Below are 26,336 nucleotides of genomic sequence, written 5' to 3' on the forward strand. Positions count from 1 at the left end.
CGCCCGGCTTCCCACCGCCCGCGGCAGCAGGCCGCACGACCACCGGAGAACCGTATGGACTTCGCGTTCGACAGCCGTACCGAGGAACTGCGCGAGCGACTCACCGCGTTCATGGACTCGCACGTCTACCCGGCCGAACGGGTGTTCCACGACCAGCTCGCCGAGCGCGAGGACCCATGGGCCGGCGTGCCGGTCGTCGAGGAACTCAAGGCGGAGGCGCGGAAGCGGGGACTGTGGAACTTCTTCCTGCCCGGCGAGCACGGGGCGGGGCTGACGAACCTGCAGTACGCGCCGCTCGCCGAGATCACCGGCCGCAGTCCGCACCTCGCGCCGACCGCGATCAACTGCGCGGCACCGGACACCGGGAACATGGAAGTGCTCTCGATGTTCGGCAGCGAGGCGCAGCGCGAACGCTGGCTCACGCCGCTGCTCAGCGGCGAGATCCGCTCCGCCTTCGCGATGACCGAACCCGATGTCGCTTCCTCGGACGCGTCCAACATCGGCACCCGGATCACCCGGGACGGGGATTCCTACGTCGTCAGCGGCCGCAAGTTCTACATCTCCGGGGCGATGAGCCCGGACTGCAAGATCCTGATCGTGATGGGCAAGACCGATCCGGACGGCGAACCGCGGCGGCAGCAGAGCATGATCCTGGTTCCCCGCGACACCCCCGGTGTCACGATCGTGCGGGGAATGCACGTGTTCGGCTACCCGGACGACGACCACGGCGGGCATGCCGAGATCGTTTTCGACGACGTCCGTGTGCCCGCCTCGAACCTGATCGCCGAAGAGGGCTCCGGTTTCGCCATCGCGCAGGCCAGGCTCGGCCCGGGACGCATCCACCACTGCATGCGCCTCATCGGGATGGCGGAGCGGGCGATCGAGTTGATGTGCGCCCGCGCCGTGGCCCGCACCACCTTCGGCAAGCCGATCGCACAGCAGGGCATCGTGCAGGACTGGATCGCCGAGTCCCGCGTCAAGGTCGAACAGCTCCGCCTGCTGGTGCTCAAGACCGCGTGGCTGATGGACACCAAGGGAAACCAGGGCGCGCACACCGAGATCCAGTCCATCAAGATCGCCACCCCGCTGGCCGTGGAGTGGATCCTGGACAAGGCGATCCAGACGCACGGTGCGGGTGGCGTCGGCCAGGACTATCCGCTGGCCTCGCTGTGGGCGCACGCCAGGACCCTGCGGCTCGCCGACGGCCCGGACGAGGTGCACAAACGGTCGCTCGCCCGGCGCGAGCTGAAGGCCTACCTGCCGAGGGAAGGTGGCCGGCGATGAGTGCCGTCGACGCGGACGACCTGCGCCGCCGCACCCGGGACCTGCTCACCGAGCACCCCCCGGAGCGGACGCCGCGCCCGGAGTTCCTGCGTGCCCGCTTCGACGCCGGCCTGGCTTGGGTGCACTTCCCGGAGGGACTGGGCGGGCTGGACGCTCCCCGCGCGCTGCAGTCCGTTGTGGACGCCGAACTGACGTCCGCCGGGGCGCCGGACAACGATCCACGCCGGATCGGGATCGGCCTCGGGATGGCGGCACCGACGATCCTCCAGTTCGGCGGACCCGAACTGAAGGAACGCTTCCTCCGTCCACTGTGGACAGGCGAGGAGGTGTGGTGCCAGCTCTTCAGCGAACCGGGCGCGGGGTCGGATCTCGCCGCGCTCGGCACCCGTGCGGTGCGTGACGGCGACGACTGGATCGTCACCGGGCAGAAGGTGTGGACCTCCAGCGCGCACACGGCCCGCTGGGCCATCCTGGTCACCCGCACGGATCCGGACGTCCCGAAGCACCGTGGCATGACCTACTTCGTCTGCGACATGAGCGCGCCCGGCGTCGAGGTGCGCCCGCTGCGCCAGCTCACCGGCGAGGCCGAGTTCAACGAGGTGTTCCTGGAGGGCGTCCGGATCCCGGACGCCCATCGGCTCGGTGAGATAGGCGCGGGCTGGGGCGTCGCCCAGACCACCCTGATGAACGAACGGGTGGCGATCGGCGGCAACGCCCAGCCCCGTGAGGGCGGCATGCTCGGCATCGTCGCCGGGACGTGGCGCGACAACCCCGGCCTGCGTACCGCGGAGCTGCACGACCGGTTGCTGCGGCTGTGGGTCGACGGCGAGTCGATGCGCCTGGCGGGAACCCGGCTCCGGCAGCAGCTCGCGGTGGGCAAACCCGGACCGGAGGGTTCGGGGATGAAGCTCGCGTTCGCCCGCCTCGCACAGGCCCTCTCCGGGCTCGAGGTGGAACTCCGCGGCGAGCGGGGACTGCGCTACGACGACTGGACGATGCGCAGACCGGAGATCGTGGACTTCACCGGCCGGGACGCCGGATACCGCTACCTGCGGGCCAAGGGCAACTCCATCGAGGGCGGCACCTCGGAGGTACTGCGCAACATCATCGCCGAACGGGTGCTCGGACTGCCCTCGGAACCCCGGGTGGACAAGGACGTCGCGTGGAAGGACCTGCCCCGATGACCGTCACCGAGCCCGCGTCGCACCCGCCGGACCTGCTCTACACCGAGGTCGAGACCGACCTGCGGGCGAGTGTGGCCGACCTGCTGGCCGATCGCTGCGCTCCCGCCGCGCTGCTCGCCCGGTGCGAGAGCGACCAGCCCTACGACCTCGACCTGTGGCGCACACTGGCCGCCGACGTCGGGATCGCCGGGCTGATGGTGCCCGAAGCGGCGGGCGGGCACGGGGCGTCCGCCCGGGAGACGGCCGTGGTGGCCGAGGAACTCGGCCGCAGCCTGGCACCGGTGCCGTTTTTGGGCAGCGCCGTGCTGGCGACCTCGGCGCTGCTGTCGGCAGGTGAGAGCGGCGCCGCGGCCGAGCTGCTCGCCCGGCTCGCCTCCGGGCGGGCGGCCGGCGCGCTGGCCGTGCCGCTGACCGCGCTGCCGGGTGAGGCGTTTCCCGGCGGCGTCACCGTCGACGAGGACGGGGCGCTGACCGGAAGCGTCGGGGCGGTCGCCGACGCCGCGGTCGCCGAGGTGCTGATCGTGCCCGCACTCGGCCCCGACGGGCCCGCGCTCTACGCCGTCGAGGCCGGCACGCCCGGTGTCACCGTCACGCCGTTCGTCCCGCTGGACCTGACCCGCCCGCCTGCCGACATCGCTCTCGACGGTGTCCAGGGCGCACTGCTCGCCGGGCAGGACCGCGCGTCCACCGCGGTCGACGCCGCACTCACCGCGGGAGCCGCCGTGCTCGCCTCCGAGCAGCTCGGCCTTGCCGAGTGGTGCCTGGACGAGACGGTCGGCTATCTCAAGCAGCGATACCAGTTCGGCCGCCCGGTGGGCTCGTTCCAGGCGTTGAAGCACCGGCTCGCCGATCTGTGGCTGGAAGTGGTATCCGCGAGGGCCGCGGCCCGCTACGTGGCCGACTGCCTCGCCTCGGGCTCGGCCGACACCGCGGTCGCCGCGTCGCTCGCACAGGCGAACTGCTCGGGTGTCGCGGTGCACGCCGCGGAGGAGTGTGTCCAGCTCCACGGTGGCATCGGCATGACCTGGGAACATCCCGCGCACCTGTATCTCAAGCGTGCCAAGGCCGACGAGTTGGCGCTCGGCACGCCGGGGCGGCACCGGGCAAGGCTGGCGACGTTGATCGACCTTCCGCCGGCGTGACCCCCTGCCCGGCCGCGGAGACCCGTGCCGTGGACGAGGAACTGGTCAACGGGTCTCGGACACCAGCCAGGCGAGGTAGGCGGCGCTGCCCCCGGTGATCGGGGTCGCGATGATCTCCGGGACCTCGTAGGTGTGCTCGCCCTCGAGGAACTCGATCAGCGGGCGGAGCCGGTCGCCCGCGGTCTTGAGTTCGACCCGCCACTCCCGTTCGGTCCGCACCTCGTCCTCCCAGCGGAAGACGCTGGTGATCGGGCCGGACACCTGGGCGCACGCGGCGAGTCCCGCTTCGATCGCCCCGGTGGCGAGACGGCCCGCCACCTCCTCGCTGCCGGTGGTGGACGTGACGATGATCTGATCGACGGACATCGCCGGATCCTACGAGACGCCCGCCCGTCCGGCGCGGTGCGCCGCGGGGGCAGGCTCAGCCGCCGGTGGCCTCCTCGATCTTGCGCTGGAGTTTGTTCATCCCGCCCAGCCACCGGTCGTTCTGGGTCGCGCGGTGCGCGTAGTACTCCGCCACCTCCGCGTGCGGCAGAATCAGGAACCTGTTGTCCGCCATGGCTTCCAGCACCGATTCGGCGACCTGGTCCGGTTCGATCGCGGTCGCGCCCATCACCAGGTCGCCCGCGGCGCCGGTGTCGGCGAGCATCCGGGTACGCACCCCCTGCGGGCAGATGGCCTGGACGGTGATGCCCCTGTGCCGGTACGTCGCCGAGAGCCATTCCGCGAACGCCAGCGCCCCGTGCTTGGTCACCGAGTACGGGGCCGAGCCGAGGCTGGTGAGCAGCCCGGCGGCCGACACCGTGGCGAGGAAGTGCCCGCTCCCCCGCTCCAGCCAGCCGGGCAGCAGAGCGCGGGCCGCGCGGACGTGCGCCATGACGTTGACGTCCCAGGCCGCCGCCCAGACGTCCTCGGGCGCCTCGGGCCCGCCGTGCGGGGCGATTCCCGCGTTGGCGCAGTAGAGGTCGACCTGACCGAGTTCGGCGCGGGCACGGGCGAGCAGCGCGGCGATGCCCTCCTCGCTCGCGGCGTCGGCCACCACCGACGGCGCGCCGAGTTCGGTGGCGACGGCGGCGACGGCATCGGCGTCCACATCGGACAGCAGGACTCGCGCGCCCTCGGCCTGGAACCGGCGGGCGAGGGCCGCACCGATGCCGCCGCCGGCTCCGGTGACGACGACGCCGGCACCGTCCAGCGTGGTGCTCACAGGCCACCGCCTGCGGTCACGCCACCGTCGAGGACGATGGTCTGCCCGGTGATCCAGCCGGCCTGGCCGGACAGCAGGAAGGCGACCGCGCCGGCGACGTCCTCCGGCACGCCCAGCCGTTTCATCGGGTAGGCGGCAGAGACCTCCTCCTCGCGGCCTTCGTACAGCGCGGTGGCGAACTGCGTCTTCACCACGGCGGGGGCGACGGCGTTCACCCGGATGCCCGGTCCCAGCTCGGTGGCCAGTTCCAGGGTCAGGCGCAGCAGTGCGGCCTTGCTGACGCCGTACATCCCGATGCCCGGTGAGGCACGGATCCCGGCGATGGAGGAGACGTTCACCACCGATCCGCCGTGTTCACCCATCCAGGCGTCGCGGCAGCGCCGGATCCAGGCCAGCGGGGCCAGCACGTTGACCGCCATGATCTTGGCGGCGAGCCCGTCGTCGATGTCCAGGGTCGGCCCGTATGCCGGGTTGATGCCCGTGTTGTTGACGAGCAGGTCGAGGCTGCCGAAGGTCTCGACGGTCCGGGCCACGACCTCCGCCTGGTGCTCGGCGTCGTCGGCCTTCCCCGGCACGCCGAGGGCGACGTCCGGGCCACCGAGCCGGGTGACGGCCTCCGCCAGCGGTTCCGGGTTGCGCGCGGTGATGCACACCCTGGCGCCCTGCCGGACCAGCTCCTCGGCTATCGCCAGGCCGATACCGCGACTGGCACCGGTGACGACGGCGACCTTGTTCTCGAACGAATTCATTGCTGTCGGCCTCCTCTTCGGACTAAGCGCTCGCTTACAATGCCACTGTGACCCCGTCCCTGTCAGCAGAGCTGTGGCCCGACGTGTCGCCGGACGCCGCCCGCAGGCTCATGCTCGCCGGTGTCGAGTCGTTCGCGGGCCGCGGTTTCCACGCCACGACCACCCGGGACATCGCCACCAAGGCCGGGATGAGTCCCGCCGCCCTGTACGTCCACTTTCCCTCCAAGGCGGCTTTGCTGTTCGAGATCAGCCGCAGCGGGCACGAGCAGACGCTGCGGGTGACCCAGCGGGCCATCGAACGGGGCGGTACCCCGGTGGAGTCGGTGCGCGAACTGGTGACCGACTTCGTCGCCTGGCATGCCCGCAGGCACACGGTCGCGCGCGTCGTCCAGTACGAGCTGCACGCGCTGCCGCCGGAGGAGTTCGCCGTCATCGCGGGCCTGCGCAGGCGGATCGAGCGTGCGGTCCGGGACGTGGTGGCGGCCGGTGCGGCCGACGGTTCGTTCCGGGTGGACGATCCGGCGACCGCGACCCGGGCGCTGCTGTCGCTGGGTATCGACGTCGCCCGCTGGTACACCGATCGCACCAGGACCGCGCCGGCGACACTGGGCAGGCAGTACGCGGCGCTCGCGCTGCGCATGCTGGGCGTTCCGGAGGCCTGACGGGTTGCGCGGCCGGTCCCGCCACCCGAGAGTGGGGCCATGCGAGCGGAGGCGATGCTGGCCATCGCGTACGAGGAGGCCGTGCGGGGAGGGGCCGAGGGCGGCGTGCCGATCGGCGCCGCGCTGTTCCACCACGACGGGACGCTGCTCGGCCGCGGGCGCAACCGCCGGATCCAGGACGACGATCCGTCCACCCATGCCGAGACGGCCGCGTTCCGCGCGGCGGGGCGGCGGCCGCACTACCGTGACACGACGATGGTCACCACCCTGTCGCCGTGCTGGTACTGCAGCGGACTCGTCCGGCAGTTCGGCATCTCCCGGCTGGTGATCGGCGAGTCGCGGACCTTCCACGGCGGCCACGACTGGCTGGCCGGACTCGGTGTGGAGGTCACCGTGCTCGACGACGAGGCGTGCACGGACCTGCTGGCGGGCTTCGTGAGCGCGGCGCCGGAATTGTGGTTCGAGGACATCGGCGGGCCGCCCGGTGAGGCTCAGTCCGCGGTGCGCCGCAGTCCCTGAACGAACGCGAGCACGGACGCGATCGCGAGCAGCGCCGCACCGATCGTGAGACCGGCGGACACCCCTCCGTGACCGTCGGACAGCGCCCCGGACAGCAACGGACCGGCGCACTGCCCCAGTGCGAACACCACCGTCAGCGCTCCGATGGCGCCGGTCCAGCGATCGGTGGGCAGCACCCGGCGCACCGAGCCGGTGACCGCCGTGACCACGGTGAGGAACGAGCCGCCGAAGAGCACGGCGGAGACCGCGAAACCGGCCGTGCCGGTCCACACCACCGGAATCGCCGCCCCGGTCGTCAGCACGGCGAGCACGAGGGCAGTGCCGTACCCCGGACGCAGGCGGGCGAGCACGGTGTTCCAGGCGAACCCGGCCCCGGCCGCCGCCCCGCCCAGCAGCACCCAGAATGCCGTGACCTGACCGGGTTCGGCACCGGAGGATTCCAGCAGGGCGATGATGAACGTCATGTAGGCGATGTAGCCCGCGCCGAAGAGTCCGTAACAGGTGGCGAGCGCGATCAGGGGACGCAGCTCCGCCGGAGCGGCCGCGAGGTCCCGCCCACCGGGGGCGGACTGCCGCAGGCGACGGACGACCGGGACGACCGCGAGCACGGCCAGTGCCGACAGCGCGCCGATCACCGCCCAGGCCGCCCGCCAGCCACCGGCGTGGAGCACCACGGGCACCACCAGACCGGAGAGCAGGATTCCCGCGCCGCCGCCGGCGAAGTACACGCCCAGCGCCAGGGTGGCGGTCCGGTCGGTGCTGTCCCGCCCGGCACGCGCGACGAGACCGCCGCCGACGACGAAACTCACTGCGCCGGCGGCGCCCGCGCCCAGCCGGAGCAGGAAGACCGCGGCGCTCGCGCCGGTCAGCGCGGAGGCCGCCAGCAGCAGGGCGGTCACCAGCAGGCTCAGCAGGAACATCCGGCGCTCACCGAACCGGCGGGCCGACCGGGCCGCCACGAGCGCGCCGACCAGGTATCCCAGTGCGTTGGCGGTGTTCATCGTGCCCGCGGTGGCGAAGGACCAGGACAGGTCGGCGCGCATGTCCGGCAGCACGAGGGCGTAGGCGAAACGGCCGAGACCGAGCGCGACGGCGGGGCCGAGCATCAGTCCTGCGGCGGCGCGCAACGGTCCCGGTTCCACATCCGGGCGCGGTGACGCCGATGTACCCATGACTGCTTGGTAACACCTTCGGGCCCGGGAGACCATCACTTCGACGTGCGGTGTGCGAGGCCTCACCGTGGTGACGAGAAGAGCGCCCGCGCGACGGAACGGGGTTGGCCGGGCACGGACGGTGCCCGCGTCGGGGCGAGTCCGGTCACCGCACGGTTCGGCGCCGAACGGCTCAGGCCGCGGGACGCTCGGTGAGTGCCGCGCGGCCCGCGTCGGTCAGCTCCGCGGGTACTCGCTTTCCCACCACACCGATGACCGTCGGGCGGATGAAACCGTTGCGTGCGAGCTCGTGCGCCGTCATCTGGTCGCAGCAGGCCACACCGTCGATGAAGAGGTCGGGCTCGCAGCTGCACGACATGTGCACCCGCTGCGCGGCTACCGCGCGCAGCAGGGCCATCGCGCGATGTGAGAGTTCGACCGTATGTCCGGACACCGTCTTGCCCCTTCCATGAGTCTCTGTAATGAGAGACACATCTACGACGGTATCGTGACGCCTGGGGTTCCATTCTTCTGGACGGCCGGAAGGGTGGGTTCGAGCAGTCTGGCCCACTGCCGCGCGATCTGCGCGCGGCGTTTCGTGTCGTCGCTGAGCAGATTCGCCAGTCCCAGGCCACGCGCGAGGTCCAGGGTCGCCTGCACGGTTTCCCTGGCGCCGGCGTCGGATTCGTTGACACCGAGTAGTTCCACGGCCACCCGGTGCGCCTCCCTGCCGACCCGCGCCTCCAGTGGGGCAAGCGTCGCGCGCAGGTTCTCGTCGGTGGAGGCCGCCACCCAGACATGCAGGGCGGCGCGGAACATCCGGCCGCTGTACAGGTTCAGCAGCATGTCCACAATGGACTGGGTGCGCGCCGAGCCGGCAGGCAGCTCCGACGCGCGCGAGCGCAGCTCCGCGATCTGCACTTCGGCGAGGTACTCGACCGCACCGGAGACCATGTCCTCCCTGGTCGGGAAGTGGTGCTGCGCGGCGCCACGCGACACCCCGGCGCGCTCGGCGATGAGCGCGACGGTGGTGCCGGTCCAGCCCAGCTCGACGATGCACTCGACGGCCGCTTCGAGCAGCCGCCGCCGTGTCGTCCGGCTGCGTTCCTGTCGTGGCTCGCGCACGATCAGGCCGGTTCGACCCAGAAGTCGAGCTGCAGGTCCTCTTCCTTCTCGCACAGCCGGTACTTCGCGAAGTCCGTGACACCCTCACCGGCGAGTACCACGTCGTCGATGAAGAAGTTCCCGGTGACCTCGCGGCTGGGCTTGGTCAGGATCGCGTGCGCCGCGTCGGCCATGATCTCCGGCGTACGCGAGCGGTTCGCCATCTCGGCGCTGATCACGTTGCGCACGGCGGCGGTGTCGATGGTGGTGCGCGGCCACAGGGAGTTCGCGGCGATGCCGTCGCTCGCGAGTTCCGCGGCCAGCCCCACCGTCACCAGGCTCATCGAGTACTTCGCGATGCTGTAGGCCAGGTGGCCCATCGCGAACCACTTGGGGTCGAGGCTGATCGGCGGCGACAGGGTCAGCACGTGCGCGTTCTCGGCCGCCCGCAGGTGCGGGATCGCGGACTTGGCCAGCAGGAAGGAACCGCGCGCGTTGATGTCCTGCATCAGGTCGTAGCGCTTCATCGAGATCGCCTCGGTGGGCGTCAGGTCGATGGCGCTCGCGTTGTTCACCACGATGTCGATGCCGCCGAAGCGCTCCACGGTCCGTGCGACGGCGGCCTCGACCGAGGCGTCGTCCCGGATGTCGCCGACGATCGGCAGCGCCTGCCCACCCGCCTCCTCGATGGCGGCCGCCGCCGTGTGAATGGTGCCGGGCAACTTCGGGTGCGGCTCGGCCGTCTTCGCGATGAGGGTGACGTTCGCCCCGTCCCGGGCGGCACGCAGTGCGATGGCCTCGCCGATGCCCCGGCTGCCGCCGGACATGATGATCGTCTTGCCTGCCAGTGAACTCACGTTCGTTGTCTCCTTCTCAGTAGGACTTGGGCAACCCGAGACTGTGCTGTGCGACGAAGTTCAGCACCATCTCACGGCTCACCGGTGCGATCCGGCCGACACGCACCGCTCCCAGCAGCGTGCCGAGGCCGTACTCACTGGCCATGCCGTTGCCACCGTGCACCTGTACCGACTGGTCCACCGCATGGACGGCCGCCTCGGCTCCGGCGTACTTGGCCATGTTGGCCGCCTCACCCGCTCCGAAGTCGTCGCCGGAGTCGTAGAGCGCGGCGGCCTTCTGTGCCATCAGCTTCGCCAGTTCGACCTCGATCTTCACCTGCGCGAGCGGGTGCGCGAGGCCCTGGTGGGTGCCGATGGGGGCGCCCCAGACGCTGCGTTCCTTCGCGTACCGCACCCCTTTGTCCAGGGCGTAGCGGGCCACGCCGACGGAGAACGAGGCGCCCATGATGCGTTCCGGGTTGAGCCCGGCGAAGAGTTGGGCGATCGCGGCGTCCTCGGACCCGACCAGTGCGTCGCCCGGCAGCCGGACGTCGTCGAGGAACAGGCTGAACTGGCTGTCGGCGGAGACCAGGTCCATCTCGATCCGCGAGTACTCGACACCGGGAGCGTCGGTGGGCACGATGAACAGCGCGGGCTTGAGCTTGCCGGTACGCGCGTCCTCGGTGCGGCCGACGACGAGCACGGCGTCTGCCTCGTCCACACCGGAGATGTAGACCTTGCGCCCGCCCAGCACCCAGTCCGAGCCGTCGCGGCGGGCGGTGGTGGTGATCTTGTGCGAGTTCGATCCCGCGTCGGGCTCGGTGATGGCGAACGACATGCGCACCTCGCCGGTCGCGAAACCGGGCAGCCAGCGCTCCTTCTGTTCCTGCGTGCCGTAGCGGGCGATGACGGTGGCGCAGATGGCCGGGGAGACGACCATCAGCAGCATCGGTGTCCCGGCGGCGCAGAACTCCTCGCAGACCGCGGCGAGGTCTCCGATCCCGGCTCCCCCGCCGCCGTACTCCTCGGGCACGGACACGCCGAGGTACCCCAGGCGTCCGGCCTCGTCCCACAGTTCGTCGGTGTGGCCACCCGAACGGGCCTGCTTCAGGTAGTACTCGTGGCCGTAGGCGGCACCGAGTTCCGCGACGGCCTTGCGCAGCGCGACCCGCTCCTCGGATTCGGTGAAGTTCATGGCGTCCTCCTGTGTCGGGGCAGAGCGGGGTGTCATGCCGCGTCTTCGGGTGTCGCAACCTCCGGTGTACCGGCCTCGGGTGTCACCACGGCCAGCACCGCGCCGAGTTCGACCTGCTGTCCCACTTCGACGGGCAGGCCGGTGACCACGCCGTCGGCCGGGGCGGCTATCCGGTGCTCCATCTTCATCGCCTCCAGCCACACCATCGGCGTTCCGGCGGTCACCGTGTCGCCCTCGGCGACCGCCACGCGCAGGACGGTGCCGGGCATCGGGGCGAGCAGCGAACCGGCGGCGAGCGCGGCGTCCGGATCGGGAAACCGCGGCACGGGGGTGAGCCGCACCGAACCGAGTGGGGAGTCGACCACGACCAGGCCGGGGTACGTTCCGACGGCGAACCGCCTGCGCACACCGCCGACGACGAGGGTGACGGCCCCGGGCGCCGAATCGGCGAGTGCGACGCCGGGCAGGGCCTCGCAGCTCAGGCCCGAGCGGGTCAGCAGGTACTCGATCTCGTACTCGGTGCCCTCGTGCAGGTAGGTGCGCCGCTGGGAGGTGGACGGCAGGTTCCGCCAGCCACTGGGCAGCCTGCCCAGCACCCGGGCGTCCTGGCGGTTGCCCGCGGCCGCGGCGAGCGCGGCGGCCAGGGCCGAGAGCCGCACGGTGTCCTGGTCGGCCAGCGGCCGGGCGATCACGTCCAGGCCCTTGCTCGCGAAGAACGAGGTGTCGGCCGATCCGGCCAGGAAGTCCTTGTCGCGCAGCACGTTCACCAGAAGGTCGCGGTTGGTGACGACGCCGTGCACGGTCGCTCCGGCCAGTGCCGAGGCGAGGGTGCGCGCCGCGGCGGCCCGGTTCGGTCCCCAGGCGATCACCTTGGCCAGCATCGGGTCGTAGTGCACGCCGATCACCGACCCACTGGTGACGCCACTGTCCAGGCGGATGCCGTGCCGCGCCGGGCCGGTGAACTCCGCGACCACGCCGGGCACCTGGAAGCGGTGCAGGGTGCCACTCTGCGGTTGCCAGTCCGCGGCCGGATCCTCGGCGTAGAGCCGGACCTCGATGGCATGGCCGGTGCACTGTGGAGGGTCGGCGGGCAGGGACTCGCCCTCGGCGACCCGCAGTTGCAGTTCCACCAGGTCGACGCCCGTGGTCGCCTCGGTGACCGGGTGCTCGACCTGCAGGCGGGTGTTCATCTCCAGGAAGTAGAACCGGCCGTCGGGTGCGGCCAGGAACTCCACGGTTCCCGCGCCGACGTAGTCGATCGCCTTCGCGGCGGCCCTGGCGGCGGAGAACAGTTTCTCCCGCATCGCCTCGTCGACCAATGGCGAGGGCGCCTCCTCGACGACTTTCTGGTGCCTGCGCTGGATCGAGCACTCGCGTTCACCGAGCGCCCACACCGTGCCGTGCTGGTCGGCCAGCACTTGCACCTCGATGTGCCTGCCGGTCTCCAGGTAGGGCTCACAGAACACCGTGCCGTCGCCGAACGCCGACGCCGCCTCCGCGCTCGCACTCGCCACGGCCTCGGCGAGCTCGCCGGGTTCGCGCACCACGCGCATGCCGCGCCCACCGCCACCGGCGGAAGCCTTGACCAGCAAGGGGAACTCGGCGGCGGAGACAGCGTCCGGGGCGAGTTCGGTGAGCACCGGTACGCCCGCGGCGGCCATCAGCCGCTTGGACTCCACTTTGGACCCCATCACCTCGATCGCCCGCGGCGAGGGGCCGACCCAGGTGAGCCCGGCGTCGAGCACGGCCCGCGCGAACGCCGCGTTCTCCGACAGGAAGCCGTATCCGGGATGCACGGCGTCCGCCCCGGCGGCCCGGGCGGCCTCGACGACCAGATCGGCGCGCAGGTAGGTGTCGGCCGGGCTGTCACCGGGAAGCCGGACGGCGGCGTCGGCGCGGCGGGCGTGCGGGGAGTCCGTGTCGGCGTCGGAGTGGACGGCGACGGTGCCGATCCCGGCGTCACGGCAGGTGCGGAAGACCCGCAGCGCGATCTCGCCACGGTTGGCCACCAGCAGGTTCGTGATCATGCGCTCACATCCGGAAGACGCCGAAGCCCTCGGCGCCCTTGACGGGTCCCGTGTGGACGGCCGACAGGCTCATCCCGAGGACGGTGCGGGTGTCGCGGGGGTCGATGATGCCGTCGTCGTAGAGCATCCCGGACAGGAACATCGGCAGGGACTCCGCTTCGATCTTGCCCTCCACCATGGCGCGCATGGCGGCGTCGTTCTCCTCGCTGTAGTCCTGGCCCCGGCTCTCGGCGGACTGCCGCGCCACGATGGAGAGCACCCCGGCGAGCTGCGCGGCGCCCATCACCGCCGATTTAGCCGTCGGCCACGCGAAAAGGAATCTGGGGTCGTAGGCGCGGCCGCACATGCCGTAGTGCCCCGCGCCGTAGGAGGCACCGATCAGCAGCGAGATGTGCGGCACGGTCGAGTTGGACACCGCGTTGATCATCATCGCGCCGTGTTTGATGATCCCGTTCTGCTCGTAGGACTTGCCGACCATGTAGCCGGTGGTGTTGTGCAGGAACAGCAGCGGGGTGTCCGACTGGTTGGCGAGCTGGATGAACTGGGTGGCCTTCTGCGCCTCCTCGCTGAACAGCACGCCCCTGGCGTTGGCGATGACGCCCACCGGATAGCCGTGCACGCTCGCCCAGCCGGTCACCAGGCTGTTGCCGTACAGGGGTTTGAACTCGTCGAAGTCGGACCCGTCTACGACACGGGCGATCACTTCGCGCGGGTCGAAAGGCACCTTGAGGTCGGGCGGCACGATACCGAGCAGGTCCTCGGCGTCGTACCGCGGCTCGTCGTAGCCGGCGGCGGGCACCGGTCCGTGCTTGTGCCAGTTGAGGCGTTTGACGATGTCGCGGCCGAGGCGGATCGCGTCCCGCTCGTCGGTCGCGAGGTAGTCGGCGAGGCCGGAGACCCTCGCGTGCATCTCGGCACCGCCCAGCGACTCGTCGTCGGACTCCTCGCCCGTCGCCATCTTCACCAGCGGCGGGCCCGCGAGGAACACCTTCGCCCGCTCGGCGACCATGACGACGTAGTCCGACATCCCCGGAAGGTACGCACCACCCGCGGTGGAGTTGCCGAAGACCAGCGCGATCGTCGGGACGCGGGCCGCCGAGGAACGGGTCAGGCCGCGGAAGGTGCGGCCGCCGGGGATGAAGATGTCCTTCTGCGTCGGCAGATCCGCACCGCCGGACTCGACGAGATTGATCGTCGGCAGCCGGTTCTGGTGTGCGATGTCGGCCGCGCGGAACCCCTTCTTCAGCCCGGACGGGTTCATCGCCCCGCCCTTCACCGTCGGGTCGCTGGCGATGATCATGCACTCGACGCCCTCGACCACGCCGATGCCGGTGACCAGGCTGCCGCCGACGGTGAAGTCGGATCCGTACGCGGCCAGCGGGGAGAGTTCCAGGAACGGCGAGTCCTGGTCCAGCAGCAGCTCGACGCGTTCGCGCGCCAGGAGTTTGCCGCGATCCCGGTGGCGCTGTACGTACTTCTCGCCACCGCCGGCCACCGCCTTGGCGTGCTCGGCCTCGATCTCGGTGAGCTTGCCCAGCATGGAATCGCGGTTCTCGGCGAACTCGCCGGATTTTGAGTCCACAGTGGACCGCAGAATGGTCATGCGGTGTACCCCAATCGCTTCGCCGCCAGGCCGTCCAGGATCTCGTTCGTGCCGCCGCCGATGCCGAGGATCCGGATGTCGCGGTAGTGGCGTTCCACTTCGGACTCCCGCATGTAGCCGAGTCCGCCGTGCAACTGGACGGCCTCGTGCACCACCTGCTCCCCCAGTTCGACGGCGGTGTTCTTGGCGAAGCAGGCCTCGGCGACCACCTCCTCGCCCGCGACGTGACGTAGCGCGGTATGCCGGGTGTAGGTGCGGGCGAGGTCGACCTTGCGCGCCATCTCGGTGAGCTTGTGCTGTACGAGCTGCCGGGAGATCAGTGGACGGCCGAAACTCTCCCGCAACCGGCACCAGTCCAGCGTCAGATCCAGCGCCCGTTGTGCGGTGGCGTACGCCTGCACCGCCAGCGACAGGCGCTCGGTGACGAAGTGCGTCGCGAGTTGCGTGAAGCCGGTGTTCTCCGGCCCCACCAGGTTCGCCGCCGGCACCCGGACGTCCACGTAGGACAGTTCCGCGGTGTCGGAACAGTGCCAGCCCATCTTCTCCAGCTTGCGGCTGACGGTGAAGCCGGGTGTTCCGCGTTCGACGACCAGCAGGGACAGGCCAGGTGCGCCCTCGCCGCCGGTGCGCACCACGGTGGTGACGAAGTCCGCGCGGCAGCCGGAGGTGATGTAGGTCTTGGCGCCGTTGACGAGGTAGTGCTCACCGTCCCGGCGCGCCGTGGTGTGCACCGAGGCGACGTCGGAGCCGCCGTCGGGCTCGGTGACGGCCAGCGAGCCGATCAGCTCGCCGGCCAGAGTGGGGGCCGCCCAGCGGCGGATCTGCTCCGCATCACCGGCGGAGACCAGGTGCGGTACGGCGATACCACAGGTGAACAGCGAGGCGATGAGCCCGCCGCAGCCGCCCGCGTAGTGGATCTCCTCGGTGATGGTGAGCGCGTCGAGGTAGTCACCGTCGCCACCGCCCGCGGAGCCGGGGAACGCCGCACCGAGCAGTCCCAGCTCGCCCGCACGCCGGTGCAGGGAGCGGGGCAGTTCACCGGCTCGCTCCCAGTCGTCCAGGTGGGGCAGGACGTCCGACTCGACGAAGGCGCGCACGGTCTTGCGCAGCGCGAGCCGTTCGGGTGTGCGGAAGGGGTCGGTCACAGCAGCTCCTCCGGGATGTCGAGTTCCCGCGAGCGAAGCCATTCACCGAGCGCTTTCGCCTGCGGGTCGAACCGGGCCTGGGTGGCGACGCCGCCGCCGAGCAGTCCCTCGACGACGAAGTTCAGCGCCATCAGGTTCGGCAGCACGTACCGGCGGACGGTCAGTTCCGCGGTCTCCGGCAGCAGCCGCCGGAACTCGGCGACGGTGAGCGTCTCCGCCAGCCAGGCGAACGCCTTCTCTCCGCGCACCCAGACGCCGACGTTCGCGTCCCCGCCCTTGTCGCCGCTGCGCGCGCCCGCGACCAGGCCGAGCGGAGCACGTCGGGTGGGCCCGTCCGGTGCCGGCAGGGGCACGGTGGGCTCGTCCGCATCGGACAGTGCGGCGGTGTCCGCGGAGGGATCGATGTCCACGGTGGACTCATCGGGAAGCAACGCACGGTGCGGTACCTCGGCGCGGTCCACATAGGCGGCCTCGTAGAGGCCGTACGGCGCGGCGGCCGCCGGCGGCGCGGTGACGTGGAAGCCCGGATAACTGGCGAGTGCCAGCTCGATGGCGGCCCCGCTGAACGCGCGCCCCACCACCTCTGCGTCGGGATCCTTGACGACGCAGTGCAGCAGCGCGCTGGCCTCCTGCTCGGTACCGGCGTCGGCGCGGTCGGTGCGGGCCAGCGTCCAGCGCACCTCGATGGGCCGTCGCGTCGAGAGCGCCTCGTCGAGCTGGCGCCGGACCAGTTCCGCCTTGGCGTCGATGTCGAGTCCGGTGAGGACGAAGGTCACCTCGTTGCGGAATCCGCCGAGCCGGTTCAGGCAGACCTTGAGCTCGGGCGGCGGTGGTTCGCCGGTGGCACCGGTGATCCGCACACGGCCGGGGCCGTCCCCGTCCAGTCGCAGGGTGTCGAAGCGGGTGGTGACGTCCGGGCCGGCGTACCGGGCGCCGGTGATCTCGTAGAGCAGTTGCGCGGTGACGGTGCCGACGGTGACCGCTCCGCCGGTGCCCTCGTGCTTGGTGATCACACTCGAACCGTCGGCGTGCAGTTCGGCGATCGGGAACCCGGGGCGGGTGACCTCGTGTTCGCCGAAGAACGCGTAGTTGCCGCCGGTGGCCTGTGTTCCGCACTCGATGACGTGCCCGGCGACGACGGCACCGGCGAGCGCGTCGTAGTCCCCCGGGCCCCAGCCGAAGTGGCTGGCGGCCGGGCCGACCACCAGGGAGGCGTCGGTGACCCGGCCGGTGACCACGACGTCCGCCCCCGCGTCGAGGCAGGCGGCGATGCCCCAGGCTCCGAGGTAGGCGTTCGCCGTCAGCGGGGAGCCGAGGCCGAGATCGGCGGCGCGCGGAAGCAGGTCGTCGCCCTCGACGTGGGCGATCCGGGCGTCCACACCGGTCCGCGCCGCCAGTTCGCGCAGGGCCGCGGCCAGTCCCGCCGGGTTCAGCCCCCCCGCGTTGACCACGATCCGCACGCCCTTGTCCTTGGCCAGGCCCAGGTTCTCCTCGAGCTGGCGCAGGAAGGTCTTCGCGTAGCCGCGAGCCGGATCCTTGAGCCGGTCGCGGCCGAGGATCAGCATGGTCAGCTCGGCGAGGTAGTCGCCGGTGAGCACGTCGAGCGGACCGTCGGTGAGCATCTCGCCGACGGCGGAGAACCGGTCGCCGTAGAAGCCGGAGGCGTTGCCGATCCGCAGGGCGACGCTCACGCGGGCACCGCCGGATCCCGCCCCTCACCGGGCGGCCCCGCGAACGCCTGTGCGATACCGAGCCACTCGGTCACCTCCTCGCCCTCGGCGCGCAGGCCGGTGTCGTCCCGGTGCCGCCGCTGGGTGACGAGAAGGCAGAAGTCGAGCGCGCTGCCGGTGAGACGCTGCGGCGCGTCCTCGGGGCCGAAGGTCCAGGTGCCGCCGCCGGGTGTGGTCAGCTCCACCCGGAACTCGTCCGGCGGCGGGGCCAGCGAGTGCAGCTTGAACGCGAAGTCGCGGGTGCGGACGCCGAACCGGGCGACCTGCCACAGCCGGGCGGTCGGCATCCGGACGACACCCAGCGCGTCGGCGACGTCCTGGCCGTGCGCCCAGGTCTCCATGATCCGCGCGCTGGCCATCGAGGTGGCCGACATCGGCGGTCCGTACCAGGGGATCCGGCTCCCGGAGGGCAGTGCGGCGAGCGCACGGGAGAGGTCCGCGCGTCCGTCTCGCCAGAGCCGCAGCAATTCCGCGGGCGGCGTCCCGGCCAGTTCGGCGGCACCGTCGTCGACGAACCGCTCCCCCGCGCTCACCGCCTTCTCGATCTCGGCCGGGAACTCGTCCGGGGTGCGTACCGCGACCAGCGACTTGCGATCGGTCCAGGCGAGGTGTGCGATCTGGTGGGCGATCGTCCAGCCCTCGGCCGGGGTGTCCCGCGCCCAGTCGGGACCCGGCAGCGCCGAGACCAGCCCGTCGACCTCCGCGCTCTCTCCGGCCAGATCCGCCAGAACGGCATCCAGGTCCGCCACGCCGCCTCCTCGCAGTCGATACCGGACGAGACTCGCACCAGCCAAGTAAAAAATCAAGCACGCATGATTGTTTTACTCATCACGGGCGGGAAAGCTTGTTGGCGCTTTGCCAGCAACGCACTGGTGCAATACCTTCGCCCCAGGCACTCACCCGAGCAGCCACCCGAGGAGGTCGCGTGCCCGACTACACCGACATCACGTATTCGGTCACCGACCGGATCGCGCACATCACCCTCGACCGGCCGGACGCGCGCAACGGTTACACCGTCACGATGGCCGACGAACTGAGCGACGCCTTCGACCGGGCCGACCACGACGAGACCGTCCGGGTCGCCGTGCTTTCCGCCGAAGGCAAGGACTTCTGCGTCGGCGCCGACCTCTCCCAGGGTGGCTTCGACTTCGCTGCCGAGACCGGCCCGGACGCCGGCTGGCAGGAACCCGCCGGGCGTTGCTCGAAGCGGATCTTCCGGATGAACAAGCCGGTGATCGCCGCCATCCAGGGCGCCGCGATCGGCGGCGGCATCACCATCACCCTCTCCGCCGACTACCGGCTCGCCAGCACCGACGCCCGGTTCGGCTTCGTCTTCGTCCGCCGGGGCATCTACCCGGAAGGTGCCTCGGCATGGTTCCTGCCCCGCCTGGTCGGCATGGGACGGGCGATGGACTGGATGATCAGCGGCCGTGTGTTCCCCGCCCAGGAGGCACACCAGGCAGGGCTGGTGCACAGCCTGCACGAGCGGGACCAGTTGCTGGACAAGGCTTTCGAGCTCGCCCGCGATCTGGCAGCCAACACCGCTCCGGTCTCCGTCGCCGTCACCCGGCAGCTTCTCTACCGGATGTCGACGGCGGAGTCCCCGATCCCCGTGCACGAGCTGGACTCCCGACTCATCGGCGGACTCGGCGGCAACAGCGACGCCGTCGAGGGAGTGATGTCCTTCCTGCAGAAACGGCCACCCGAGTTCCGGCTTCGCGTCGACTCCGATCTGCCCGGCTACCTGCCGTGGACGACGGCGAACGGTGACGAGCAGCCGTGACCGCCGCCTATCCCCCGCAGCCCTGGCACCTCGCCGGCGAGGCACGAGTCTCACTCTGGCGGATTCCCGCCGCCCGGCTACCGCGGATCCCGCCGGGCGTCACTCCCGCCCGGGTCGCCGGGCGGGCCGTCGCCGGGACCGCGTGGATCGACTACCAGCCGTCGGGACAACTCGCCTACCGCGAACTGCTCGCCGCTGTGATGGTCCACAATGGACCCCGGCTGTCCGTGTGCATCACCGAGATCTGGGTGGACAGCGAGGTCTCACGCGCGGGTGGGCGCGCACTGTGGGCGATCCCGAAGGACCTCGCCACGATGGAGTTCGGTCCGGACCGGACGTTCACCGCCGTCGGCTCCGAGTCCGGAGACTGGATCGCCACGGCGGGGTTCACCATGGGGCCGCGCTCGCCGCTGCGCCTACCCTCGGCGTTCCGGGTCTCGCAGGCGGCACCGGAGGGCGTGCGGCACAGTCCGGTGACCGCCACCGGCAGGCCCGCCACCGCCCGCGCGGCCTGGCGGTTCAACCCGGACGGCCCGCTCGGGTATCTCGCCGGGCACCGCCCGGTACTGAGTCTCGCGCTGTCCGGATTCGACATGCGATTCGGCGCACGGCCGTGACCGCCCCCTCGGCCGAGCCGCGGGTGCTGATCGTGGGTGCGGGCTTCGGCGGCATCGCGCTGGCCATCGAACTGCGCCGGCACGGCATCGAGGACTTCGTGGTGCTGGAGCGGGCAGGCGAACTCGGCGGCGTCTGGCGGGACAACACCTACCCCGGTGCCGGCTGCGACGTGCCCTCGCCGCTGTACTCCTTCTCCTTCGCCCCGAACCTCGCGTGGCCACGGCGTTACGCCGGGCAGCGCGACATCCGCGACTACCTGGCGCGCACGGCGGAACGGTTCGGCGTCCTGCCGCACATCCGCTACGACACCGAGGTCACCTCGGCCGGATTCGACGAGTCCACCGGTCGCTGGCGGGTCACCACCGCGCACGGGGAGACCTACTCCGCCGGGGTGTTCGTTCCCGCCGTCGGCCAGCTCTCCCGCCCCGCGTGGCCGTCTATCCCGGGAATCGGCGCCTTCCGCGGCCAGTCCTTCCACTCCGCGGAATGGGACCATTCCTGCGCCCTGCGCGGAAAACGTGTCGCCGTCGTCGGAACGGGTGCCAGCGCCATCCAGTTCGTACCGGAGATCCAGCCGGAGGTGGACCGCCTCCTGGTTTTCCAGCGTTCGGCTCAGCACATCATGCCGAAACGCGACCGACGGTACAAACCCTGGCACCACAAGGCTTTCCGGATGATCCCGGCCCTTCAGGGAATCGACCGGCTGGGTTTCTGGCTGTACGCCGAGTTCGCCCAGCAGTGCCTTTCGGTATGGCAGCGTTTCATTCCGTTGTTCCGCTGGCAGACCGCGCGGCACCTGCGCCGCACGGTCGCCGACCCCCGTTTGCGCGCGGCGCTGACACCCGACTACGAGATCGGCTGCAAACGGGTGCTGTTCAGCAACGACTACCTGCCCGCCGTCGGCCGGGAGAACGTCACCCTGGTCACCGAGCGGATCACCGAGATCACTCCGGACGGCCCGCGCACCGCGGACGGCACCCTGCACGAGGCCGACGTCATCGTCTACGGGACCGGGTTCGCCGCGCTCGACCTGCTCGCGCCGATCACGGTCACCGGCCGCGGCGGCATCCCGCTGGCCGACACCTGGCGGGAGGGCGCGCGGGCACACCTCGGCATCAGCGTGCCCGGTTTCCCCAACATGTTCCTGCTCTACGGGCCCAATACCAATCTCGGTGGCGGATCGATCATCCACATGCTGGAAAGCCAGGCGCGCTACGTCCGGGACGCCGTCACCCGGCTGCGTGGCCGGGTCGCCGAGGTGCGCCCCGAAGTGGAGCGGCGCTGGGACGCCGAGATACAGGGAAGGCTCGCCCGCTCGGTGTGGACCCGGTGCAGTAGCTGGTACCGCAACAGCCACGGACGGGTGGTGACCAACTGGCCGGGACGCACCCGCGAGTACCGTCGGCGAACCCGCCGGTTCGCCTCGGCCGACTACCAAATCGGCTCCCCCGGGTGACCCGTGACCGGCCCGCCCCGGAGGAGCACCAGCGGCTCTGACCCACCTGGGGGAGGTCACTGCGAGTGTGCTCCGGAACACCGGACACGCCAGCATATTGGGGCATGTGCGAACGTCGACCCCAAGATGTAGTCTCTGGACACCGGCGAGGAAAGCCGGCGGGAAACCGCCGGGAGGGTTCCGCCAACGCCTCGCCGGTGTCGTCGACAGCCAGGCCGTCCGAGGAGAATGCCGTGCCCTCACGCCAGTGCGAACGTCCCGGACGGGCGCCTGGCCGGCATCTCCGCGAGCCCCGTACACACCGTCCGCCCGCCGTCACGGGCTGAGCACCGAACCACCGTCTCGCCCCGGTCCACCGTGCCGGGGCGAGCGGCCGAACGCATCCTTGGGAGTCCACGCATGAGCACCGAAGCCGCCCAGCGCCCGCCGTCGACCGCGGATACCGCCGCCACGACGGTGCGTGTCATCCGCCGCGACGGCGCCGTGTCGCCGTTCGACGCGAGCAAGATCTCCGTGGCGATGACGAAGGCGTTCCTGGCGGTCGAGGGTGGCGACGCCGCGGCCTCGTCACGCATCCACCACCTGGTCGCCGATCTCACCGGCCAGGTCGAGTCCTCCCTGCTGCGCCACGCGGGCCCGGACACCGCCCTGCACATCGAGCAGATCCAGGACCTCGTCGAACTCGTCCTGATGCGCGGGGAGCACCACAAGGTCGCCAGGGCGTACGTGCTCTACCGCGACGAGCGCGCCAAGGCCCGGCAGGTCGCCGCGCCGACGAAGGCGGAGGCCTCGATCAACGTCCGCGCCGCCGACGGTGTGCTGCGCCCGCTCGACTGGGGCCGGGTCGCCCACGTCGTCGGTGAGGCGGTCGCCGGCCTCGACGACGTGGCCGCCGAGCCGGTACTGACCGAGGCGCGTCGCAACCTCTACGACGGGATCACGGCCGACGAACTGGCCCTCGCGCAGATCATGGCCGCTCGCACGCTCGTCGAGCAGGAACCGAACTACTCCTACGTCAGCGCCCGGCTGCTGCTGGACAAGCTGCGCGGCGAGGCCCTGACCTACCTGGCCGGCAGCCCGACGCTGGCCAGCCAGAACGAGATGGCGCACCGCTACGGCGGTTACTTCCGGGACTACCTCACCCGGGCCATCGAACTGGAGCTCGTCGACCCCGAACTGGCGACCTTCGACCTCGGCCGGATCACCGCCGCGATCATGCCCGAGCGCGACCTCGACTTCGGCTTCCTCGGCCTGCAGACGCTCTACGACCGGTACTTCCAGCACCACGACGGCGTCCGGTTCGAACTGCCGCAGGCCTTCTTCATGCGCGTCGCGATGGGCCTGGCGATCCGCGAGGACGACCGGGAGTCCCGTGCCATCGAGTTCTACGAGCTGCTGTCCTCGTTCCATTTCATGGCCTCCACCCCGACTCTGTTCAACTCCGGCACCACCCGCCCCCAGCTCTCCTCCTGCTTCCTGACCACGGTCGACGACGACCTGGACTCGATCTTCCAGGCGTACAAGAACAACGCGCTGCTGGCGAAGTACTCGGGCGGCCTCGGCAACGACTGGACCCCGGTCCGCGGTCTCGGCGCGCACATCAAGGGCACCAACGGCCAGTCGCAGGGCGTTGTGCCGTTCCTCAAGATCGCCAACGACACGGCCGTCGCGGTGAACCAGGGCGGCAAGCGTAAGGGCGCGGCGTGCGCGTACCTGGAGACCTGGCACGTGGACATCGAGGAGTTCCTCGACCTCCGCAAGAACACCGGTGACGACCGCCGCCGCACCCACGACATGAACACGGCGAACTGGGTGCCCGACGAGTTCCTCCGCCGCGTCGAGTCGGACGCCTCGTGGACCCTGTTCTCCCCCAACGAGGTCCCCGATCTGCACGACCTCTACGGCAACGCCTTCGCCGAGCGCTACCGCGAGTACGAGGCCGCCGCCGAGCGAGGCGAGATCAAGGTGTCCCGCCGGGTCCGGGCGGTGGACCTGTGGCGCCGGATGCTGACGATGCTGTTCGAGACCGGCCACCCGTGGATCACCTTCAAGGACCCGTGCAACCTGCGCTCGCCGCAGCAGCACGTCGGTGTCGTGCACTCCTCGAACCTGTGCACCGAGATCACGCTGAACACCGACGCCGAGGAGGTCGCCGTGTGCAACCTCGGCTCGGTGAACCTGCTCAAGCACGTCACGCCGGACGGGCTCGACACCGAGCGCCTGGAGCGGACCGTCGGCACCGCCGTGCGGATGCTCGACAACGTGATCGACATCAACTTCTACACGATCCCGGAGGCCAGCCGATCCAACCTGCGGCACCGTCCGGTCGGGCTCGGCCTGATGGGCTTCCAGGACGCGCTGTTCGAGCTGGGGCTGCCGCTGTCCTCCGACGCGGCGGTCACCTTCGCCGACACCAGCATGGAGCACATCTCCTACTACGCGATCACCGCCTCCTCGGCGCTCGCCGCCGAGCGTGGCCGGTACGAGTCCTTCGAGGGTTCCCTGTGGAGCAAGGGAATCCTGCCGATCGACTCGATGCAGCTGCTGATCGACGCCCGGTCCGGCGACGCGCTCGACGTCGACACCTCCTCCACGCTCGACTGGGACACACTGCGGGAGACCGTGCGCACACAGGGCATGCGCAACTCCAACGTCATGGCCATCGCGCCGACCGCGACGATCTCCAACATCTGCGGTGTGGGGCAGTCGATCGAGCCGCTGTTCCAGAACCTGTTCGTCAAGTCGAACATGTCGGGCGACTTCACCGTCATCAACCCGCACCTGGTCACCAGCCTCAAGGAGCACGGCCTCTGGGACGAGGTGATGGTCTCCGACCTGAAGTACTTCGACGGCAGCCTCGGCCAGATCGACCGCGTCCCCGCGGACCTGAAGGCGCTCTATGCCACCGCGTTCGAGGTGGAGAGCAAGTGGCTGGTGGACGCGGCCTCGCGTCGGCAGAAGTGGATCGACCAGGCGCAGTCGCTCAACCTCTACATCGACTCGCCGAGCGGCCGCAAGCTCGACGAGCTGTACCGCTACGCCTGGCACAAGGGCCTCAAGACCACGTACTACCTGCGTGCCCGGTCGGCCACGCACGTGGAGAAGAGCACCCTGCGGGGCACCGACGGCAAGCTGAACGCCGTCTCGGCGACCCCGGCCGCGGCGGCCGCCCCTCCGGCGGCCGCCCCCGCGCCGACGGCATCGGGCTCGCCGAGCCCCTCGCCCACCGCCGCGGTCCCGGCCGCCACCGCCCCGGACGCCGTGCCGCCGGCCACGCCCCCGGTCGCGGAGCGTCCCGGGCCGAAGGCGGAGGACGTCGACTTCACGGCGACCGACGGGGCCGCCTGCCGCATCGACGACCCGGACTGCGAAGCCTGCCAGTAGCACCGACTCCGTTCGTGTGTGGCGCCGGACCGGGACGGATCCGGCGCCACACACGACCACCGACCTGGAGCGCGACCACCATGACGAACACCGAAAGCCCGCTCGCCGACACCACCGGACTCGGTGAGATCGAGGTCGGCGCGGAACGCATCAGCGTCGACGACAAGCGGATGATCAACGCCCGCGCCGACGTGAACCAGCTCCTGCCGCTGAAGTACCGCTGGGCGTGGGAGAAGTACCTGGCCGGCTGCAACAACCACTGGATGCCGACCGAGGTCGCCATGCAGGCCGACATCGCGCTGTGGAAGTCCGCGGACGGCCTGACCGAGGACGAGCGCCGGATGCTCAAGCGCAACCTCGGCTTCTTCGCCACCGCGGAATCGCTGGTGGCCAACAACATCGTGCTCGCGGTGTACCGGCAGATCACCAACCCGGAGTGCCGCCAGTACCTACTGCGCCAGGCCTTCGAGGAGGCCGTGCACACGCACACCTTCCAGTACATCTGCGAGAGCCTCGGCCTGGTCGAGGGCGAGCTGTTCAACATGTACCGCGAGGTGCCGTCGATCTCGGCGAAGGACGCCTGGGCGCTGAAATACACCCAGGCCCTGGAGAACCCGGAGTTCGAGACCGGCACGCCGGAAGCGGACCAGAACTTCCTCCGGGCGCTGGTGGCGTTCTACGTCATCTTCGAGGGCATGTGGTTCTACACCGGTTTCGCGCAGATCCTCTCGCTCGGCCGCCGCAACAAGATGGTGGGCATCGCCGAGCAGTACCAGTACATCCTGCGTGACGAGTCGATCCACCTGAACTTCGGCATCGACTGCATCAACCAGATCAAGATCGAGAATCCGCACCTGTGGACCGAGCAGTTCCAGGCGGAGGTCCGCGGCATGCTGACCGAGGCCTGCGAACTGGAGATCGCCTACGCCCGCGACACGATGCCGCGCGGCATGCTCGGGCTGTCCGCGCAGCTCTGTGAGCAGTACATGCGGTTCATCACCGACCGCAGGGCGCAGCAGATCGGCCTGGCACCGATCTTCGGCGAGAACGAGAACCCGTTCCCGTGGATGTCCGAGGCGATGGATCTGAAGAAGGAGAAGAACTTCTTCGAGACCCGGGTCATCGAGTACCAGTCCGGTGGCGCCCTCGACTGGGACTGAGCCACCTGAGGGTGCGGACTCCGGGCACGCTGTTCGGGGACACCGTTCGGCGGACGCGGGCGGGACACAGGATCGACGGTCCCGTCCGTGTCCGTGCGGACGTCCGGAGCGTCCCGGCCGCACCGCCCTCGTCACGGCGTTCCGCTCGTCCCCGGTCATACCGGCAGTGGAGGGCTCGTCCCCGCGTGACGACCGCGCCCCCACCGGTGGAGGATCGCGCCCGTCGCCTATTACTTCGAGTAGTCAATTGATCGCGGTCGATCACCCATTCAGTCGGTAGACACCGAACCGGCCACATGGTGACGTGACGAGGTTCCAGGACCGCTCGTCGGGGGCGTCGTCATTCACCGTTCCACGTCGGCGCTGAGCTGGCCTAATGCAAACTCGCGAAGAGGTG

Annotated in this window: 23 protein-coding genes; 10 read left to right on the forward strand and 13 right to left on the reverse strand. The window is 70.6% G+C overall.

Annotated features, from left to right (window positions below):
• Positions 1 to 54: 54 nt before the first annotated feature.
• From CFN78_RS15005 to CFN78_RS15015, 3 genes are read left to right on the forward strand one after another with little or no spacing between them, the layout of a single operon-like run.
• Positions 55 to 1,284, forward strand: a complete 1,230-nt coding sequence (locus CFN78_RS15005) for an acyl-CoA dehydrogenase family protein (RefSeq protein WP_094863413.1) — start codon at positions 55 to 57, stop codon at positions 1,282 to 1,284.
• Complete coding sequence (locus CFN78_RS15010; protein ID WP_094863414.1) at positions 1,281 to 2,468, forward strand: acyl-CoA dehydrogenase family protein; 1,188 nt, start codon at positions 1,281 to 1,283, stop codon at positions 2,466 to 2,468. The genes CFN78_RS15005 and CFN78_RS15010 overlap by 4 nt, the downstream gene beginning before the upstream one ends.
• Complete coding sequence (locus CFN78_RS15015; protein ID WP_094863415.1) at positions 2,465 to 3,610, forward strand: acyl-CoA dehydrogenase family protein; 1,146 nt, start codon at positions 2,465 to 2,467, stop codon at positions 3,608 to 3,610. The genes CFN78_RS15010 and CFN78_RS15015 overlap by 4 nt, the downstream gene beginning before the upstream one ends.
• Before the next feature lie 45 nt (positions 3,611 to 3,655).
• Here the strand turns inward: CFN78_RS15015 and cutA are convergent, their stop codons facing one another.
• Genes cutA through CFN78_RS15030 form a run of 3 tightly spaced genes read right to left on the reverse strand, consistent with a single transcriptional unit; the run spans position 3,656 to position 5,566 of the window.
• A complete protein-coding gene (gene cutA / locus CFN78_RS15020) occupies positions 3,656 to 3,976 on the reverse strand; it encodes a divalent-cation tolerance protein CutA (RefSeq protein ID WP_094863416.1) in 321 nt (106 codons plus the stop codon).
• A 55-nt stretch (positions 3,977 to 4,031) separates the two neighbouring features.
• Entirely contained in the window at positions 4,032 to 4,817 is a 786-nt protein-coding gene (locus CFN78_RS15025; RefSeq protein ID WP_094863417.1) for an SDR family oxidoreductase, read from the reverse strand.
• The gene (locus tag CFN78_RS15030; RefSeq protein WP_094863418.1) at positions 4,814 to 5,566 is read right to left on the reverse strand and encodes an SDR family oxidoreductase; all 753 of its coding nucleotides are present in this window, start codon (positions 5,564 to 5,566) and stop codon (positions 4,814 to 4,816) included. Before CFN78_RS15030 ends, CFN78_RS15025 begins: the two co-directional genes overlap by 4 nt.
• Before the next feature lie 47 nt (positions 5,567 to 5,613).
• On the opposite strand from CFN78_RS15030, the gene CFN78_RS15035 reads away from it, so the two are divergent.
• Positions 5,614 to 6,228 (forward strand): TetR/AcrR family transcriptional regulator, encoded by a 615-nt coding sequence (locus CFN78_RS15035; RefSeq protein WP_094863419.1) that lies wholly within the window; start codon positions 5,614 to 5,616, stop codon positions 6,226 to 6,228.
• A 39-nt stretch (positions 6,229 to 6,267) separates the two neighbouring features.
• The gene (locus CFN78_RS15040) at positions 6,268 to 6,747 is read left to right on the forward strand and encodes a nucleoside deaminase (protein ID WP_240519464.1); all 480 of its coding nucleotides are present in this window, start codon (positions 6,268 to 6,270) and stop codon (positions 6,745 to 6,747) included.
• On the opposite strand, the gene CFN78_RS15045 is transcribed toward CFN78_RS15040, so the two are convergent.
• The 10 genes from CFN78_RS15045 to CFN78_RS15090 all read right to left on the reverse strand — a co-directional run bounded on the left by CFN78_RS15045 (position 6,720) and on the right by CFN78_RS15090 (position 18,287).
• Complete coding sequence (locus CFN78_RS15045; RefSeq protein WP_165777563.1) at positions 6,720 to 7,919, reverse strand: YbfB/YjiJ family MFS transporter; 1,200 nt, start codon at positions 7,917 to 7,919, stop codon at positions 6,720 to 6,722. The two genes, CFN78_RS15040 and CFN78_RS15045, sit on opposite strands and share 28 nt — an antisense overlap.
• Positions 7,920 to 8,091: 172 nt before the next feature.
• Positions 8,092 to 8,352, reverse strand: coding sequence for a hypothetical protein (locus CFN78_RS15050; protein WP_094863421.1), 261 nt, complete (start codon positions 8,350 to 8,352; stop codon positions 8,092 to 8,094).
• Positions 8,353 to 8,393: 41 nt separating this feature from the next.
• The gene (locus CFN78_RS15055) at positions 8,394 to 9,026 is read right to left on the reverse strand and encodes a TetR/AcrR family transcriptional regulator (RefSeq protein WP_094863594.1); all 633 of its coding nucleotides are present in this window, start codon (positions 9,024 to 9,026) and stop codon (positions 8,394 to 8,396) included.
• Positions 9,026 to 9,859, reverse strand: a complete 834-nt coding sequence (locus tag CFN78_RS15060; protein ID WP_094863422.1) for an SDR family oxidoreductase — start codon at positions 9,857 to 9,859, stop codon at positions 9,026 to 9,028. The genes CFN78_RS15055 and CFN78_RS15060 overlap by 1 nt, the downstream gene beginning before the upstream one ends.
• A gap of 16 nt (positions 9,860 to 9,875) precedes the next feature.
• Positions 9,876 to 11,033 (reverse strand): acyl-CoA dehydrogenase family protein, encoded by a 1,158-nt coding sequence (locus tag CFN78_RS15065; protein ID WP_094863423.1) that lies wholly within the window; start codon positions 11,031 to 11,033, stop codon positions 9,876 to 9,878.
• A 32-nt stretch (positions 11,034 to 11,065) separates the two neighbouring features.
• Positions 11,066 to 13,060 carry an ATP-binding protein gene (locus CFN78_RS15070; RefSeq protein WP_094863424.1) on the reverse strand — a complete coding sequence of 665 codons (1,995 nt, stop codon included), beginning with the start codon at positions 13,058 to 13,060 and terminating at the stop codon, positions 11,066 to 11,068.
• Between the two features lie 4 nt (positions 13,061 to 13,064).
• Positions 13,065 to 14,663 (reverse strand): acyl-CoA carboxylase subunit beta, encoded by a 1,599-nt coding sequence (locus tag CFN78_RS15075; RefSeq protein ID WP_165777564.1) that lies wholly within the window; start codon positions 14,661 to 14,663, stop codon positions 13,065 to 13,067.
• On the reverse strand, positions 14,660 to 15,808 hold the full coding sequence (locus tag CFN78_RS15080) for an acyl-CoA dehydrogenase family protein (protein ID WP_094863425.1): 1,149 nt from the start codon (positions 15,806 to 15,808) through the stop codon (positions 14,660 to 14,662). The genes CFN78_RS15075 and CFN78_RS15080 overlap by 4 nt, the downstream gene beginning before the upstream one ends.
• Positions 15,805 to 17,430, reverse strand: a complete 1,626-nt coding sequence (locus CFN78_RS15085; protein ID WP_476692354.1) for an acyclic terpene utilization AtuA family protein — start codon at positions 17,428 to 17,430, stop codon at positions 15,805 to 15,807. Before CFN78_RS15085 ends, CFN78_RS15080 begins: the two co-directional genes overlap by 4 nt.
• A 65-nt stretch (positions 17,431 to 17,495) precedes the next feature.
• The gene (locus tag CFN78_RS15090) at positions 17,496 to 18,287 is read right to left on the reverse strand and encodes a TIGR03084 family metal-binding protein (RefSeq protein ID WP_094863427.1); all 792 of its coding nucleotides are present in this window, start codon (positions 18,285 to 18,287) and stop codon (positions 17,496 to 17,498) included.
• Between the two features lie 176 nt (positions 18,288 to 18,463).
• On the opposite strand from CFN78_RS15090, the gene CFN78_RS15095 reads away from it, so the two are divergent.
• From CFN78_RS15095 to CFN78_RS15115, 5 genes are all read left to right on the forward strand, one after another.
• Positions 18,464 to 19,321 carry an enoyl-CoA hydratase-related protein gene (locus CFN78_RS15095; RefSeq protein ID WP_094863428.1) on the forward strand — a complete coding sequence of 286 codons (858 nt, stop codon included), beginning with the start codon at positions 18,464 to 18,466 and terminating at the stop codon, positions 19,319 to 19,321.
• Positions 19,318 to 19,938 (forward strand): acetoacetate decarboxylase family protein, encoded by a 621-nt coding sequence (locus CFN78_RS15100; RefSeq protein WP_094863429.1) that lies wholly within the window; start codon positions 19,318 to 19,320, stop codon positions 19,936 to 19,938. Before CFN78_RS15095 ends, CFN78_RS15100 begins: the two co-directional genes overlap by 4 nt.
• Positions 19,935 to 21,395, forward strand: coding sequence for a flavin-containing monooxygenase (locus tag CFN78_RS15105; protein ID WP_094863430.1), 1,461 nt, complete (start codon positions 19,935 to 19,937; stop codon positions 21,393 to 21,395). The genes CFN78_RS15100 and CFN78_RS15105 overlap by 4 nt, the downstream gene beginning before the upstream one ends.
• 399 nt (positions 21,396 to 21,794) lie before the next feature.
• Positions 21,795 to 24,779 (forward strand): ribonucleoside-diphosphate reductase subunit alpha, encoded by a 2,985-nt coding sequence (locus CFN78_RS15110; protein WP_094863431.1) that lies wholly within the window; start codon positions 21,795 to 21,797, stop codon positions 24,777 to 24,779.
• A gap of 80 nt (positions 24,780 to 24,859) precedes the next feature.
• Complete coding sequence (locus tag CFN78_RS15115; RefSeq protein WP_094863432.1) at positions 24,860 to 25,939, forward strand: ribonucleotide-diphosphate reductase subunit beta; 1,080 nt, start codon at positions 24,860 to 24,862, stop codon at positions 25,937 to 25,939.
• Positions 25,940 to 26,336 lie beyond the last annotated feature (397 nt).

Source organism: Amycolatopsis antarctica (assembly GCF_002262875.1).
GTDB classification, from domain to species: Bacteria; Actinomycetota; Actinomycetes; order Mycobacteriales; family Pseudonocardiaceae; genus Amycolatopsis; species Amycolatopsis antarctica.